This is a genomic window from Phytohabitans rumicis, assembly GCF_011764445.1.
Taxonomy (GTDB): domain Bacteria; phylum Actinomycetota; class Actinomycetes; order Mycobacteriales; family Micromonosporaceae; genus Phytohabitans; species Phytohabitans rumicis.
Genome location: NZ_BLPG01000001.1, coordinates 5,276,963 through 5,291,929 on the forward strand (window position 1 = coordinate 5,276,963; position 14,967 = coordinate 5,291,929).

The following is a 14,967-nucleotide window of genomic DNA, read 5'->3' on the forward strand; positions in this document are numbered from 1 at the left end:
TCCGCGGTGCGTGCCGAGTGGACCAAGCTGCGGACCTTGCAGAGCACCGGTTGGCTCTTGCTGGGGCTGGCGGTGAGCACCGCCGGGATCGGCGCGCTGACCGCCTGGAGCGTCCCGACCGAGTGCCTGGCCCCCGAGGCCGGGTGCCGGGAGGACATCGCCCGGTACAGCCTCGCCGGTGTCTACCTTGGACAGATCGCGGTGGTGGTGCTCGCCACGCTTGCGGTTACCGCTGAGTACGGCACGCAGACGATCAAAGGCACCTTGGCCGCGGAGCCCCGCCGGGGGTGGTCTTCGCGGCCAAGGCCGGCGTCCTCATCGCGCTGGTGGCCGGGGCCGGCGCGGTGGGGGTGCTCGGGGCGCTGGCGGCCGGCCGCCCGCTCCTGATCGGCAACGGATTCACCACCGCCAACGGCTACTGGCCACTGTCGCTGGGCACCGAGCCGATCCTGCGGGCGGCCGGCGGCACCGTGCTGTATTACCTGCTCATCGCGCTGCTCAGCTATGGCGTCGGAGTGATCGTCCGGCATACCGCCGCGGCGCTCTCGGCGGTGCTCACCGCGCTGTTCGTCCTGCCGATGCTCACGTCGCTGTTTACCGGCAAATACGCCGAGTGGATCTTGAAGTACTCGCCAATGACGGCCGGGCTGTCCATCCAGGCGACGGAGCGGCTGGAAACCATGCTTCTCCAGCCGTGGGAAGGGCTGGGCCTCCTGGCGGCGTACGCCGGCGCGGCCCTGCTCACCGGCGCGGTGCTGTTCGCTGTGCGGGACGCGTGAGAGGGTGGAGTGGTGAATCGGCTCGGCAGCGCGACCTCGCCGTACTTGCTCCAGCACGCGGACAATCCGGTCGACTGGTGGCCCTGGGGCGACGAGGCGTTCGCGGAGGCCAGGCGCCGGGACGTGCCGGTCCTGATCTCGGTGGGCTACGCGGCCTGCCACTGGTGTCACGTGATGGCGCACGAGTCGTTCGAGGACGAGGCGGTCGGCCGCCTCATGAACGACAACTTCGTCTCGATCAAGGTGGACCGGGAGGAGCGGCCGGACGTCGACGCGGTCTACATGACCGCCACGCAGGCGATGACCGGGCAGGGCGGCTGGCCGATGACGGTGTTCGCCACCCCCGACGGGCAGCCGTTCTTCTGCGGCACCTACTTCCCGAAGGCCAACTTCGTACGCCTGCTGGACAGCGTCACCACCGCGTGGCGCGAGCAGCGCGACGCCGTACAACGCCAGGGCGCCGCCGTGGTCGAGGCGATCGGCGGCGCGCAGGCCGTCGGCGGCCCCACCACGCCGCTCACCGTGGACATCCTCGACACCGCCGCGCTCCAACTCGCCAGGGAGTACGACGAGAGGCACGGCGGCTTCGGGGGCGCCCCCAAGTTTCCGCCACACATGAACCTGCTCTTCCTGCTCCGGCACCACCAGCGCACCGGCTCGCCGACCAGCCTGGAACTGGTCCGGCACACCGCCGAGGCGATGGCCCGGGGCGGCATCTACGACCAGCTCGCCGGTGGGTTCGCCCGCTACTCCGTCGACGCGACCTGGACCGTGCCGCACTTCGAGAAGATGCTCTACGACAACGCGCTGCTGCTGCGGGTCTACACGCACCTGTGGCGGCTGACCGGTGACGCGCTCGCCGGCCGGGTCGCCGCCGAGACCGCCGCGTTCCTGCTGGACGGCCTGGGTACGCCCGAGGGCGGGCTCGCCTCCGCCCTGGACGCGGACACCGAGGGCGTCGAGGGCGCCACGTACGCCTGGACGCCCGCCCAGCTCCGCGAGGTGCTCGGCGACGAGGACGGCGCCTGGGCGGCCGACCTCTTCGAGGTGACGTCAGACGGGACGTTTGAGCACGGCGCCAGCGTGCTGCGGCTGGCGCGGGACATCGACGACGCCGACCCGGCCGTGGTCGAGCGCTGGGAGCGGGTGCGAGCCCGGCTCCGCGCCGCCCGCGACGAGCGCCCGCAGCCGTCCCGCGACGACAAGGTGGTCGCCTCGTGGAACGGCCTGGCCGTCACCGCGCTCGCCGAGCACGCCATGATCACTGACGACGAGGTGACCGCGCTCGCCGCCCGGCGTACGGCGGAGGTGCTGGCCGAGCGGCACATGGTGGACGGGCGGCTGCGCCGGGTCTCCCGGGACGGCATGGTGGGCGAGCCCGCCGGGGTGCTGGAGGACTACGGCGCGGTGGCCGAGGCGTTCTGCGCGGTGCACCAGCTCACCGGCGAGGGGCGCTGGCTCGACCTGGCCGGCCGGTTGCTGGACGCCGCGCTGACCCACTTCGCCGCGAGCAACGGCGGCTTCTACGACACGGCCGACGACGCCGAGCGGCTCGTCACCAGGCCCGCCGACCCGACCGACAACGCCACCCCGTCCGGGTTGTCCGCGCTGGTGGCGGCGCTGACCACGTACGCGGCGCTGAGCGGGGAGCCGAGCTACCGGGAGGCGGCCGAGGCGGCCCTCGCCACGGTCGCGCCGATCGTCGACAAGCACCCCCGCTTCACCGGGTACGCCGCCGCGGTCGGCGAGGCGGTGCTGTCCGGCCCGTACGAGATCGCGATCGTCACCGACGAGCCGGCGGCCGATCCGCTGGTGCGGGCCGCGCACCGGCACGCGCCACCGGGTGCCGTGGTGGTGGCGGGCGGGCCCGACCAGCCCGGGGTGCCCCTGCTGGCGAGTCGGCCCAAGCTGGACGGCGCCTCCACCGCGTACGTCTGCCGCGGCTTCGTCTGCGACCGTCCCGTCACCGGCGCCGGTGAACTCGTCGCCCAGCTCCAAGGCATACGGGGCGAATAGTCCTAATATCGGCTAATGGCCGGAATTGCCGGAAGCTTTGGCGCGCCCGAGAGCGCGTTGACCGCACTATCCACCGCACTGGCCCGCCGCGGCCCCGAGACGGCCACCTGGCGCGCCGGCGCGGCCCGCCTGCTGGTCCGGGCGAGCATGCCGGCGGTCCACGAGCAGGGCGGGTTCGCCCTGGCCGTCGACGGGATCGCCGAGGTCAGCGCCCTCGCTGCCGGGTACGCCGCCGAGGGCTCCGGCGCGCTGCTGGGCGGCCCCGAGCCGTACGCCGTGATCCTCGCCGACGCCGGGCGGGGCGCCATCGTGCTGGCCCGCAACGGCGACGGCCCGCCGCTCTACTACGCCGAGACCCCGACCGGCGTGCTCGCCGCCTCCGAGCCCGGCGCGCTGCTCGCCGCCGGCGTACCGGCCGAGCCCGACGAGGGCGTGGTGGGGCGGTTCATCGCGACCGGCGCGTGTGACGACACCGCCGCGACGTTCTACGCCGGGATCCGCCGGGTGCTGCCGGGCGAGGTGGTCGAACTGGCCGGCGGCAGTCGTACCCGTCGAGCCATGCCGGCCCGCGACGGCGCCGGACGGTTCGCGCGATCCGTGCTCGACGCGGCGATCGGACGGGGGCGGATCGGCGTGCGCTTCGGCCACGGCCTGGCCGGGGCCGCGACCATCGGCGCGGCCCTGACCGGACCGGACGGGCGGCGCGCGCTGACGGTGTACTCGGCGACGTTCCCGGGGCTGACGACGGCCGCCGCCGACTACGCCGCGGCCGTCCTCGGCCCGGTGGCGACCACCGGCGCGCGGCATCGCGCGCAGCCCTACTTCGTCGACGAGCTCGACCTCGACGGCATGCTCGCCGACCTGGGCGAGCCGGTGCCGGACCTGGACAGCTACCTCACCTGGGCGACCGCCCGGTCCACCGCCGGCGAGGTCGACACGCTGATCGACACGTCCGGCGGCGGAGCCCACCTGGCGCGGGTCGCGGACCGCCTGGAGAGCCGGTACGGCGTGACCGTCCGCTTCCCGCTGCGCTCGCTGCCGTCCACCGGCCCGGTCCTGCGCGCCGAACTGGCCGCGATCGTGGAGGGCACGCTGCCGACCGCCGCCGCGCGCTTCGCGACCGCCAACGCGGGCCACAGCCTGCTGCCGCCGATGCGCGAGGTGCTGCTGCGGCTGCGCGCCGACCTGGCCGCGGCGCTGCTGCACCCGCGCGTACCGGCCGCGCAGCGGGCCTCGTGGACCGCGCTGGCCGCCCTCTTCGGCGGCGCCCAACTGGACGCCAACGCCCTCTTCCGCCGGTACGTCGTGGAGCGCTGGCTACGCACGCTGGCGCCGCCGCCGGCGCGCCGGCAGATCCCGGCGGGTGCGAACCGGGTGCCCATCCGCACGGAGACCTTCACCGCCGGGGACAAATTGCCGGAGAAGGTCGCCTGGTACGTCGCCGAATGCCTGGCCGAGCTCGGCCGCAAGGCGTACCGGCGGGGGCGCTGGCACGTGCTGCTCGCCGCGAAGCCGGTCGCCGTCGTCCAGGGCCGCACGCGGCCGGTCTGGGAGATCCGGCCCGGCCCGGTCGCGCGGCTCCTGCACCGGTTCGCCCGCCCGGTGGCCGGCCTGGACTCCCCATGGACGGCCCAGGTGGCGGTCGAGCAGGTCGGCCCGCTGCGGGCCGCGTTCGGTTCGGCCGCCCGTCACGGGGTACGCGGGCCGGGCGAGGGCGGCGTGGCCGTGCTGCTCCCGCCGGAGGAGCCGGACCGGGTGGCCGCCGAGGTAGTGGCCGCCCTGCGCACGGCGCTGCCCGAGGAGGCGTACGCGACGCTCGGCGGCTGCGCAGTGGTCGGGCCGGCCGGTGTGATCGGCGTCGCGGGCGACGTCGATCCGGTTACCTCCATGGATGCGCCGATCGTGGTGGTGCTCAGCCCCGCGCCAACTCGCCGGTCCGGCAAACGCGCTCGCTAGGGCCTGTTTATGAGGGTCCGCCGCAGGCCGGCCAGCCCTTATAAACAGGCCCTGGGGCGGCCCGGATAGGCTGGCGCGCGAGATGGATACCCGAACCGGTTTGCCCGTTGTCGGCATGGTGGGCGGAGGGCAGCTGGCCCGGATGACCCATCAGGCCGCGATCGCCCTTGGCCAGTCCCTGCGCGTGCTCGCCGCGGCGCCCGACGACGGCGCCGCGCTGGTGGTGGCCGACCTGCACTTCGGCGACCACACCGACCTGACCGCCCTGCGCACCTTCGCCAAGGGCTGCGACGTCGTCACGTTCGACCACGAGCACGTGCCGACCGACCTCATCCGCGCGCTGGCCGCCGACGGCGTGGCCGTCCACCCGGGCGCCGACGCGCTGCTGTACGCCCAGGACAAACGGGCCATGCGGGAACGGCTGTCCGCGCTGGGCGCGCCGGTCCCGCACTGGCGGCCGGTGTCCGCACCTGAGGAGGTCAGCGCGTTCGGCGACGAGGTCGGCTGGCCGGTGGTCGCGAAGGCGGTCCGCGGCGGGTACGACGGCCGGGGGGTGTGGATGCTCGGCGCCGACGACGCGCTGCCGGACGTCGAGCTGATCCTGGAGAAGCGGGTGCCGCTGCGCCGGGAGCTGGCCGTGCTGGTGGCGCGCTCGCCGTTCGGGCAGGTCGCGGCGTACCCGGTGGTGGAGACCGTGCAGCAGGACGGGATCTGCGTCGAGGTGCTCGCCCCGGCACCCGGCCTCGCCGAAGACCTGGCGGTGGCGGCCCAGCAGCTCGCCATCGACATCGCGACGTCGCTGGGCGTCGTCGGGCTGCTCGCCGTCGAACTCTTCGAAGTGGACGGTGGCGTGCTGGTGAACGAGCTCGCCATGCGTCCGCACAACTCCGGGCACTGGACCATCGAGGGCGCCCGGACGTCGCAGTTCGAGCAGCACCTGCGGGCGATCCTGGACTACCCCATGGGCGAGACGGCGCTGACCGCTCCGGCCGTCGTGATGGCGAACGTCCTCGGTGGCCCGCCCGGCGGCATCTCGCTCGACGAGCGGCTGCACCACCTGTTCGCCACCGACCCGGGCGCCAAGGTCCACCTGTACGGCAAGCAGGTCCGCCCGGGCCGGAAGATCGGGCACGTCACGGTGCTCGGCGACGACATGGACGACGTACGGGCCCGGGCGGCGCGAGCCGCGCGCTGGCTGCGGGAGGGCGAGCGAGCGGACCGGAGGGCAAATGAGCGCCGTCGTTGGCGTGATCATGGGGAGCGACTCGGACTGGCCGACGATGAAGGCGGCTGCCGAGGCGCTCGACGAGTTCGGCGTGGCGTACGAGGTGCGGGTCGTCTCCGCCCACCGCACGCCGGTCGCCATGATCGAGTACGCCCAGTCCGCCGCGAGCCGCGGCCTCAAGGTGATCATCGCGGGCGCGGGCGGGGCGGCTCACCTGCCCGGCATGGTCGCCTCCACCACGCCGTTGCCGGTGATCGGTGTACCGGTGCCGCTGAAGTACCTCGACGGCATGGACTCGCTGCTGTCCATCGTGCAGATGCCGGCCGGCATACCGGTGGCGACCGTGTCCATCGGCGGTGCCCGCAACGCCGGGCTGCTGGCCGTACGTATCCTCGCGGCGAGCGATCCCGCGCTGCTGCGGCGCGTCGAAGACTTCCAGCGCACCCTGGAGCAACTTGTAGCCGAGAAGGATGCCAACCTCCGCGCATCCCTGCGCTAAGTGCAAGGAAGGGCCCCTTGTTATGCAAAAAGCGATAACAAGGGGCCCTTCCTTGCACCTAGCGCATGCGCGTAACAGCCCGCCAGCGTTCCTGGGTGCGGCGGCGGCTTTCGTTGGTGGCGCCGAAGAGCATGAGCAGTAGGCCGACCGGGATCAAGATCAGCCAGGACAGGCCGACCACGATGAGCGCGTGCAGGGCGGCGATGACCGTCACCGCCGAGCCGATCACCAGCGGCGCCTGCTGCCGGGTACGCGCTCCGAAGATCACCGTGCCCACCGCGCCCAGGATCAGCAGCACCTCCCGGGTGGTGCCGGCGTCCGTGCGCAGCGCGATGACCAGCGTCGGCACGAACGCGGCGACCAGCGCCGGCCCGTACGCCGTCCAACTGCTCAGGTCGGGCCGCTGGCGCAGCTCCACCAGGCCCACCAGCAGGGCGAGCGCGGCGAACGGCAGGGTGTACGCCTCGGGCAGCGCCACCTCGCTGATCGCCATGAACAGCCACCAGGCGACGATCTCGGACAGGATACTGGCCCAGAAGAGGGTCCGTCGCTCCAGCGCGCGGCGCCCGGGCCGGGCGGACGCGACGCCGAGCACGGCTCCCCAGGCGGCCAGCAGACCGGCCACGTGCCCCGGTTGGTCGAACGCGAGGGCCAAGGCGATCAGCGCCGCGGCGTACCCGCTCCACTCGACGGTGGCCGCCTCGCGGTAGGACTCGGGGCGGCGCAGTCGGGGCAGCACCGCGGCGACCACGAGGAGCGCCGCGCCCACGGCCAGTACGCCGTACGCGGACCAGGCCGGGTCGAGCCCCGCGATAAGGGCGGCGGTGAGCACGAACCCCTCGGCCGAGACGGCGGCGAAGAGCCAGCCGAGGATGCGGGCCCGCTGGGTCCGCCCGAAGTTCGCCGCGATGGCGCCCACCGCCACGGCGCCGCCGAGCGTGAAGAGCGTCAGCGACTTCTCGGCGAGGCTGCCGGCGAGCCCGGCGCCTCCGGCGGCGAGCCCGAGCGCGAACACCACGATCCGGGTGATCCGCAGCGGGCGGGCGCGCTCGGCGGCCGGCGGCGGTGGGGAGAGCGCCAACCCCAGCATCGCGAGCGTGAAGACAGCGAGCGCGGCCATGGTGGACGCCGGCCACTGCGCCCCCAGCCCGATCGGGGCGATGAGCAAGGTGATCGCCGCGCCCGGGAGCACCACGGGGATGGCCTGTGCGGTACGCCCACCGCCGGAGAAGCCGCCGCCGAACCCGATCGCCGCCAGCGCCGCCGTGATCGTCAGCAGGAGCGTGCCGAGCACGTCGGTCGGGTCCACCGTGTGGGCCGGATCGGTGAGCACGGCCGGCGGGCCCTGCCAGATGTGGTTGACCGTCTGATGTGGATCGACGAGCGCCACCCAGAGGGCCGGGGCGATCGCGATCAGGGCCAGCAGGGTCGGCAGCGCGGCCACCATCACCGCGCCCAACTCGGGGCTGACCGCCCAGCGCCCGCGCGGGGTGGAGCCGGACGGCATCCGCCGCCAGACCCCGCCGAGCATCACCGACCAGCGCTGGGTCGGCTGGGCGATCGGCTCGGGGGCGGGGTGGCGGCGCGCAGCAGTTCGGCGACGACGCCGAGGAGGGCCGCCGCCGCGGCGTACACGCCGATCGGCAGGCCGGTCGGGATCGAGGCGAGCGCGGTGAGCGTGGCGCCGCCGGCGATGCCCACCGTCGCGTACGGCAGGTAGCGCGGCACCGTACTCCGCACGGCGGCCACCACGGCCAGGCCGAGCGCGGAACCACCGAGCGCCCAGGCGAGCACGGCGGAGGCGGACATGCCCGAGGCGGCCACGAACGCGGCGATCGCCCCCGGCAGCGCCAGCAGCGCGCCGCCCGCGGCGAAGCCGCCGATCTGGCCGAGGTGCGGCGGCATCTCGTCCGACGAGACGTCGTCGAGGGAGGGCAGCACCCGCGCCAGCGTGGCCACCAGGGCGCCGACGAGCACCACCATGCCCAGCGCCGCGGCGGTGGTCCACGGGCGTACCAGGCTGGCCCCGACCGCGTGCAGCGCCACGCCGGCGGCGACGGCGGTGCGCGCCAACCCGGCGCGCGGGTCCGCGGCGATGACGGCGGCGACGCCGTACACGATGGCGACCGCGCCCCCGACGAGCATCGGCGACCACCAGGGCAGGCCGAGCGCGACCGGCGCGCCGACGGTCGCGAGGCCGGCGCAGACGGCCGCGACGTCGTACGCCCACGGCCGCGGCAGCACCACCGCGGCGGCCGCGGCGAGCAGCGCCAGCGCGACCGGCGCCTGCCAGCCGACGCCGTCCGGGCCGGTCGGCCAGGCGCTCAGGTCGGCCTGCCACAGCGCGCCGGGCGTGGCGAGTACCCGCAGCCCGCCACTGAGCGCCGTGTAGCCGGCGATGGCGGCGAGCACCGCCCCGCTGGCGGCGACGCCGAGGATCGGGCCGCGCCGCCACTCCGGCGCCATCGCGCGTACGCCGACGGCGACGAAGAGCACCAGCAACGCGGCGACCGCGAGGATCGCGTCGGGGAAGAGGATCCCGGCGATCCGCGTGAACGTCCCGATGATGCCGGCGATGGCCGCCGCCGCGGCGAAGTCCGGCCCGTCGAGCAGCCGGTCGGACCGCCGGCCGGCGTCGATTGACGGGGCGAGGAAGAGCAGTACCGCGCCGACCATGAGGAGCGCGCCGACCCAGGCGTCCGCGACGGTGGCGCCCGGCGCGCCGAACGCCGCCGCGGTGACCGCGAGCGCGCCCAGCCCGGTGCCGAGCGTCAACGGCAGCGGGATGTGGCGCCGCGCGACCTGTGTCACCGCCGCGTACCCGAGGGTCGCGCAGACGGCCACGAAGGCCGCCGCGAGGATGGGCACCGCGGCCTGGGCGCGGTCCGCGGCGGTGGCGGCGACGGCGGCCGCGGCGGCCCCGGCAGCGCGAACGCCGCCCCGCCCGCGGCCCATTCGCCGACCATCTCGGCGGCCGGCCCGGCCCGCAGGAACTGCGCGGGCGCGGGCTCGTCGCGCAGCGCCTCGGCCTGCTCCGGCAGCCACACCCCGGCGATCGCGATCAGCACGCCGGCGAGCGTCAGCACGGCGAGCACGGCCGCCATCGACGCCGGCCGGGCGAGCGACGCGCCGGCACCGGCCAGCCCGACCACCACCGCGCCGGCCACGTGCGCCTGCGCGGTGCGCTCGCTGCGGGCGTACAGGCCGGTCACGCCGATGCCGATCGCGGCCAGCGTGGGCAGCCACGGCGCCACCGCCCAGGGCAGCCCGAGCGACGCCGGCGCGGCCAGCGCGCTCAGCGCCACGCCCGCGATGGCCGACTCCCGCCGCCCTTCGGGCGGCAGCGACAGGACCGCCGCGATGGTCAGCAACAGGGCGCTCGCGGCCAGCTGCCAGCCAGCGGTCCCCGCGGCCTCCGCAAGACGACTCTGGTACGTCGAAAGGTCTGCTTCCCAGACGGGGAGGGCGGCTTGGACGGGGGCGACGGCGGCGCGCAGCGCGGTGCCGGCCACCACGACGCCCATGACGATCAGCGCGGCGGCCGAGGCGAGCTGCGGCCCCCGCCGGGCCTGTTCCGGTATGGCGCGCACGGCGAGGCCGATCAGCGCGATGACGGCGGCGATCAGGAGCATCGCGCGGCCCGGCAGCGCCACCGAGACGAGCCGCCCGGCGGCGCCGACGACGGCGAGGGTCAGGATCCCGGCGGCGAGGTCGACCAGGACCGGCTGCCCGAACGCCCGCGCCCCGGCCAGCCCGATCACCGCGGCCAGGACCAGCGCCAGCCCGGCGCCGAGCGCGGTGGGCACGGTGCCCGCCTCGACGGTCGCCACCGTGCCGTACGCCAGCGCGGCGGCGACCGCCAGCCCGTGCAGGGCCCAGGTCAGCTCGCGCAGCCATGTCGCGGTGGCGGCGGTCGGCGCGTTCCGGGAGCCGTCCGCCGCGTCGCTGACCACCGCGTCGTCCTCTTCCGGCGCGCTCTCCGGCCGCTCGGTCGCGGCCTCCGCCTGGTCCGCCTCCGCCGGCGACTCGGCGGGCTCGGGCGCCGGCCGGCCCAGCCACGGTGGCGTGGCGAGCCGCCCCTGCTGGTCGAACTGCCGCCCCAGCAACAGGTTCTGCCCGGCGACCAGGGCGAGGATGAGCGCCCACCCGGTCGGCCCGGTGACCCACTCGTACGCCAGCAGCGGCAGGATCGGTTGCAGGGCCAGCACGGTGGCGTACCGGGGCACGCTCAGCCCGGTCAGGACGGCGTACCAGCCGGTGATCAGTGCGGTCAACGCGAAGACCACGCCCGCGACGACCGCGCCGGGCACGGTCTCGCTGCGGATCTGCTCGACCGTCCACAGTGCGTACCCGTCGAGGGGGACGAGCATCAGCCCGACGGCGGCGATGGTCTCCGCGGTGGAGATGAGGCCCCGCTTGGCCACGGCGGGCGACGCGACGAGCATGAGCGCGGTGGCGCCGATGAGGATCGCCGTGCGGCTGATGTCGTCGAACGACGTGAACGCGACCGCGGCGAACACCACCGCGGCGATGCCGAGCAGTAGGCCGCCCAGGCCGAGGTAGATGTTCTGGACCTCGCGGGTGGAGGCTTCCGGCGGGTGCTCAGTGTGCGGGCCGGGTCCGGGTCCGGGCGGTGGGGCGGCGGTGGTGGCGCGCTGGCCGCCGCTGGCCGGGTGCCTTGGCCCTGCCGGGGCACGCGCGGCGGCGCACCCGGTGGCGGGCCGGGCGGCGCACCCATCCCGGCGTTCGGCGGCCGGCGGGTGAAGGTGCGGCGGCGCGTGCGGGTGGCCTGCTTGGCCCGCTTCTCCTGGGCCTGCGCGTTCGCGTGCGCCAGGATGTCCCGCTGGAAATTCGCCGCCTGCAGCTTCTGCGCGTTGAGCTTCGCCTCTTTGGCGATGCGTACGTCGTCGGCCTTGATCTCGGCTATCGAACGCTCAATCTTGGCCAGTTCGTCGGCCCAGCGGCCCTGGACGGCACCGCAGTGCGGGCACTGTGCAGCCGGCTGGATCTGCCGGCCGCACGACGAGCATTCGTACGTCGCCATGGCACCCCTCTCCCGCGGGGTCCAGCACTGTGGAATCCCCAGAGGAAGCATGCCTAAAAGCGGCACTCCAAGTCTATGGGACGCGTGGCTACGGGCGCCCCATGCCGCGGTACTCCCACCCGGCGTGCGTCCACAGTGTCGAGTCGAGGCAGTTCCGCCCGTCGATCACCCGGCGGCCGGCCACCATCTCGCCGAGCGCGACCGGGTCGGCGTTGCGGAAGTCGGCCCACTCGGTCAGCACGCAGACCAGATCGGAGCCGCGCACCGCATCGGTCATCGACGCCTCGAACGCGAGGTCGGGCTGGGCCAGCTTCGCGTTGTCCATGCCCTCGGGGTCGTAGACCCGTACGTCCGCGCCGGCCTTGGCGAGCAGCGCGGCGACGGCCAGCGACGGCGCGTCCCGTACGTCGTCCGAGTTGGGCTTGAACGTGGCGCCGAGCACGGCCACCCGGGTGCCGGACAGGTCCGGGCCGGCCGGACCGTACCGCCGGCCGAGCAGATCGGCGGCGAGCTGCAGGACCCGGGTGCGGCGCCGGAGGTTGATGAGGTCGACCTCGTGCAGGAAGCGCAGCGCCTCGCCGGCGCCCAACTCCTGGGCCCGGGCCTGGAACGCGCGGATGTCCTTGGGCAGGCAGCCGCCGCCGAAGCCGACACCGGCCTGCAGGAACCGGTTGCCGATGCGCGGGTCGTACCCGATGGCGCGGGCCAGCTGGGTGACGTCGCCGCCGGCGACCTCGCATACCTCGGCCATCGCGTTGATGAAGGAGATCTTGGTGGCGAGGAACGCGTTCGCGGCGACCTTGACCAGCTCCGCGGTGGCGAAGTCGGTCACCACCAACGGCACTTCCCGGTCCTCGGTCGCGGCCAGGTCGAACACGCCCTTGTGGGCGGCGTAGAGCATGGCGTTGGCCCAGTCGCTCTTGACGCCGACGACGATCCGGTTGGGCCGGAGCACGTCTTCGACCGCGAAGCCCTCCTGCAGGAACTCGGGGCTCCAGGCCACCTCGACGCCGAGCTCCGCGGCCGCGTGCTTGCCGACCAACTGCTCGATCCACTCGGCCGTGCCCACCGGCACCGTGGACTTGCCGACGATGAGCGCCTTGCGGGTCAGGTGCTGGGCGAGGCCGGTCACCGCCGCCTCGACGTACGACAGGTCGGCGCCCATGCCGTCGGCCCGCTGCGGCGTACCCACGCAGATGAAGTGGACGTCGGCGAAGTCCGCGGTCTGCTTGTAGTCGGTGCTGAAGCGCAGCCGGCCGGCGGCCAGGTTGCGGCGCAGCAGCTCGTCCAGGCCGGGTTCGTGGAACGGGACCGCCCCACCCGAGAGCTTAGCGATCTTGGCCTCGTCGACGTCGAAGCCGATCACCTCGTAGCCGAGCTCGGCGAAGCAGATGGCGTACGTGGCGCCGAGGTAGCCGGTGCCGAGGAACGCCAGCCGGGGCCGGGCCGCGCCGGACGGCGGGGTCACCGCGCCCATCGCGGGGATCTGCTGGGTGCTCGGGTACGGGATCGTCACGCCTTGTTCTCCGCTCGCACTGGCGGCGCATCGCGTCGCGGGGCCTGGACGGCGCCGACTGAGGCGCCGGTCGGACTATAAGGGACCTATGTTGCAAGCATGTCAGCCTGCGAGGTGTGCAAGCGACGATAGTGCGTGAGCCTACGCGGCGGTAAAGGACACCTGAACGCTGGTCGGTATCCTCACACTCGCGTTCGATGATCGCCAAGGGGAGGCGCCATGACGACAGAACCATTTGAAGCGTACCGGCTACCGGAAGAACACGAAGCCGTGCGCGAGGCGGTTCGGGCCGTCTGCGACGCCAAGGTCGCCCCCAACGCCGCCGAGGCGGACGAGACCGGCGAGTTCCCCAAGGCGTCGTACGACGCGCTGCGGGCCGCCGACTTCCACGCCCCGCACATCCCCGTCGAGTACGGCGGCGCGGGCGCGGACGCGCTCGCCACCGCGGTCGTCATCGAAGAGGTGGCCCGCGCCTGCGCAGCCTCCTCGCTCATCCCGGCGGTCAACAAGCTCGGCACGCTGCCGCTGCTGCTGGCCGGCTCGGACGAGCTCAAGCGCCAGGTCCTCCCGCTCGTGGCCAGCGGCGAGGCGATGTTCTCCTATTGCTTGTCCGAACCGGAGGCCGGCAGCGACGCCGCGGCCATGACCACCCGCGCGGAGCGGGACGGCGACTCCTGGGTGCTCAACGGCGTCAAGCGCTGGATCACGAACGCCGGCGTATCGCGCTTCTACACCGTCTTCGCCGTCACCGAGCCGGGCGCCGGCGCGCGGGGGATCTCGGCGTTCGTGGTGGAGAAGTCGGATACGGGGGTCAGCTTCGGCGCACCGGAGAAGAAGCTCGGCATCAAGGGCTCGCCCACCCGTGAGGTCTATCTGGACGACGTGCGGATCCCCGCCGACCGGATCATCGGCGAGCCGGGCAGCGGATTCGGCACCGCCATGCGCACCCTGGACCACACCCGCGTGACGATCGCGGCACAGGCGGTCGGCATCGCCCAGGGCGCACTCGACCACGCCGCCAAGTACGTCACCGAGCGCACCCAGTTCGGCAAGCCGGTGGCCGAGTTCCAGGGCATCCAGTTCATGCTGGCCGACATGGCCATGAAGCTGGAGGCGGCCCGCCAGCTCACATACGCCGCGGCCGGCCGCTCAGAACGCGGTGACGCGGATCTCACGTTCTTCGGCGCGGCCGCCAAGTGCTTCGCGTCCGACGCCGCGATGGAGATCACCACCGACGCGGTCCAACTCCTCGGCGGGTACGGCTACACCCGCGACTTCCCGCTGGAGCGCATGATGCGCGACGCCAAGATCACTCAGATCTACGAGGGCACCAACCAGGTCCAGCGCATCGTCATGGCAAGACAACTCCTCAAGTCCCTCCGCTAACGCCTCCCCACCCACTCCACGCCCTGCACGCCACGCGCCCTGCACGCCGCGCGTGCCCGGGCGCCTCGCGCGCTGCGTGGCCCGCGCGCGCCGCGCGCGCCGATCAAGGACTTCCGCGGCGATCAAGGGCAAAAGGTCGTGGATCGGAGATCGAGTCGCGGCCGTTCGCCCTTGATCGACGGCCTAGTCCTTGATCGGCGCGTGGCCGCGGGCGCCGCGTGCCGGCGGCCGCGCACCGCGTGACCTGCGTGTGCCGAAGCTGGCTCGCGCACCGCGCGCACCGCGTGACCCGCCCGCGCCGCGCGCGCCGATCAAGGATTTCTACGTCGATCAAGGGCAAAAGGTCGTGGTTTGGAGATCGAGTCGCGGCCGTTGGCCCTTGATCGACGGCATAGTCCTTGATCGCCGCGTGGCGACGGCCTGTGGGCGCCGCGTGCTGGTGGCCGCGCGCCGTGCGTGGTCTGCGGGCGGTGCGTGGCCTGCGCGCGCCGCGCGTGCCGATCAAGGCTTTCTGCGTCGATCAAGGGCGAATGGTCGTGGATCGGA

Annotated in this window: 7 protein-coding genes and 2 pseudogenes; 7 read left to right on the forward strand and 2 right to left on the reverse strand. The window is 74.0% G+C overall.

Going from position 1 to position 14,967, the window contains the following annotated elements; translation table 11 throughout:
- The first annotated feature begins 6 nt into the window (after positions 1-6).
- From Prum_RS49650 to purE, 6 genes and pseudogenes are all read left to right on the forward strand, one after another.
- A complete protein-coding gene (locus Prum_RS49650; RefSeq protein ID WP_218577311.1) occupies positions 7-387 on the forward strand; it encodes a hypothetical protein in 381 nt (126 codons plus the stop codon).
- The gene (locus Prum_RS49655; RefSeq protein WP_218577312.1) at positions 288-779 is read left to right on the forward strand and encodes a hypothetical protein; all 492 of its coding nucleotides are present in this window, start codon (positions 288-290) and stop codon (positions 777-779) included. The genes Prum_RS49650 and Prum_RS49655 overlap by 100 nt, the downstream gene beginning before the upstream one ends.
- A gap of 12 nt (positions 780-791) precedes the next feature.
- Positions 792-2,795 (forward strand): thioredoxin domain-containing protein, encoded by a 2,004-nt coding sequence (locus Prum_RS23905; protein WP_173078518.1) that lies wholly within the window; start codon positions 792-794, stop codon positions 2,793-2,795.
- A gap of 15 nt (positions 2,796-2,810) precedes the next feature.
- Positions 2,811-4,751, forward strand: a complete 1,941-nt coding sequence (locus tag Prum_RS23910) for a class II glutamine amidotransferase domain-containing protein (RefSeq protein WP_173078519.1) — start codon at positions 2,811-2,813, stop codon at positions 4,749-4,751.
- Between the two features lie 82 nt (positions 4,752-4,833).
- Positions 4,834-5,958: pseudogene (locus Prum_RS23915) on the forward strand (5-(carboxyamino)imidazole ribonucleotide synthase); the annotation flags it as partial.
- A 22-nt stretch (positions 5,959-5,980) separates the two neighbouring features.
- Positions 5,981-6,475, forward strand: a complete 495-nt coding sequence (gene purE, locus Prum_RS23920; protein WP_173084093.1) for a 5-(carboxyamino)imidazole ribonucleotide mutase — start codon at positions 5,981-5,983, stop codon at positions 6,473-6,475.
- 58 nt (positions 6,476-6,533) lie between these two features.
- On the opposite strand, the pseudogene Prum_RS23925 reads toward purE, so the two are convergent.
- Both Prum_RS23925 and Prum_RS23930 read right to left on the reverse strand, forming a co-directional pair.
- Positions 6,534-11,519: pseudogene (locus Prum_RS23925) on the reverse strand (SCO7613 C-terminal domain-containing membrane protein).
- An 88-nt stretch (positions 11,520-11,607) separates the two neighbouring features.
- Complete coding sequence (locus tag Prum_RS23930) at positions 11,608-13,035, reverse strand: UDP-glucose dehydrogenase family protein (RefSeq protein WP_173078520.1); 1,428 nt, start codon at positions 13,033-13,035, stop codon at positions 11,608-11,610.
- Between the two features lie 219 nt (positions 13,036-13,254).
- Here Prum_RS23930 and Prum_RS23935 point away from each other — a divergent pair, with 219 nt between their 5' ends.
- Positions 13,255-14,421 carry an acyl-CoA dehydrogenase family protein gene (locus tag Prum_RS23935; RefSeq protein WP_173078521.1) on the forward strand — a complete coding sequence of 389 codons (1,167 nt, stop codon included), beginning with the start codon at positions 13,255-13,257 and terminating at the stop codon, positions 14,419-14,421.
- The last annotated feature ends 546 nt before the right edge of the window (positions 14,422-14,967 follow it).

Bases quoted from the DNA above. Each gene is read 5' to 3' on its own strand.
- Prum_RS23910 (WP_173078519.1), top strand. From the start codon at position 2,811: ATGGCCGGAATTGCCGGAAGCTTTGGCGCGCCCGAGAGCGCGTTGACC.
- purE (WP_173084093.1), top strand. From the start codon at position 5,981: ATGAGCGCCGTCGTTGGCGTGATCATGGGGAGCGACTCGGACTGGCCG.
- Prum_RS23935 (WP_173078521.1), top strand. From the start codon at position 13,255: ATGACGACAGAACCATTTGAAGCGTACCGGCTACCGGAAGAACACGAA.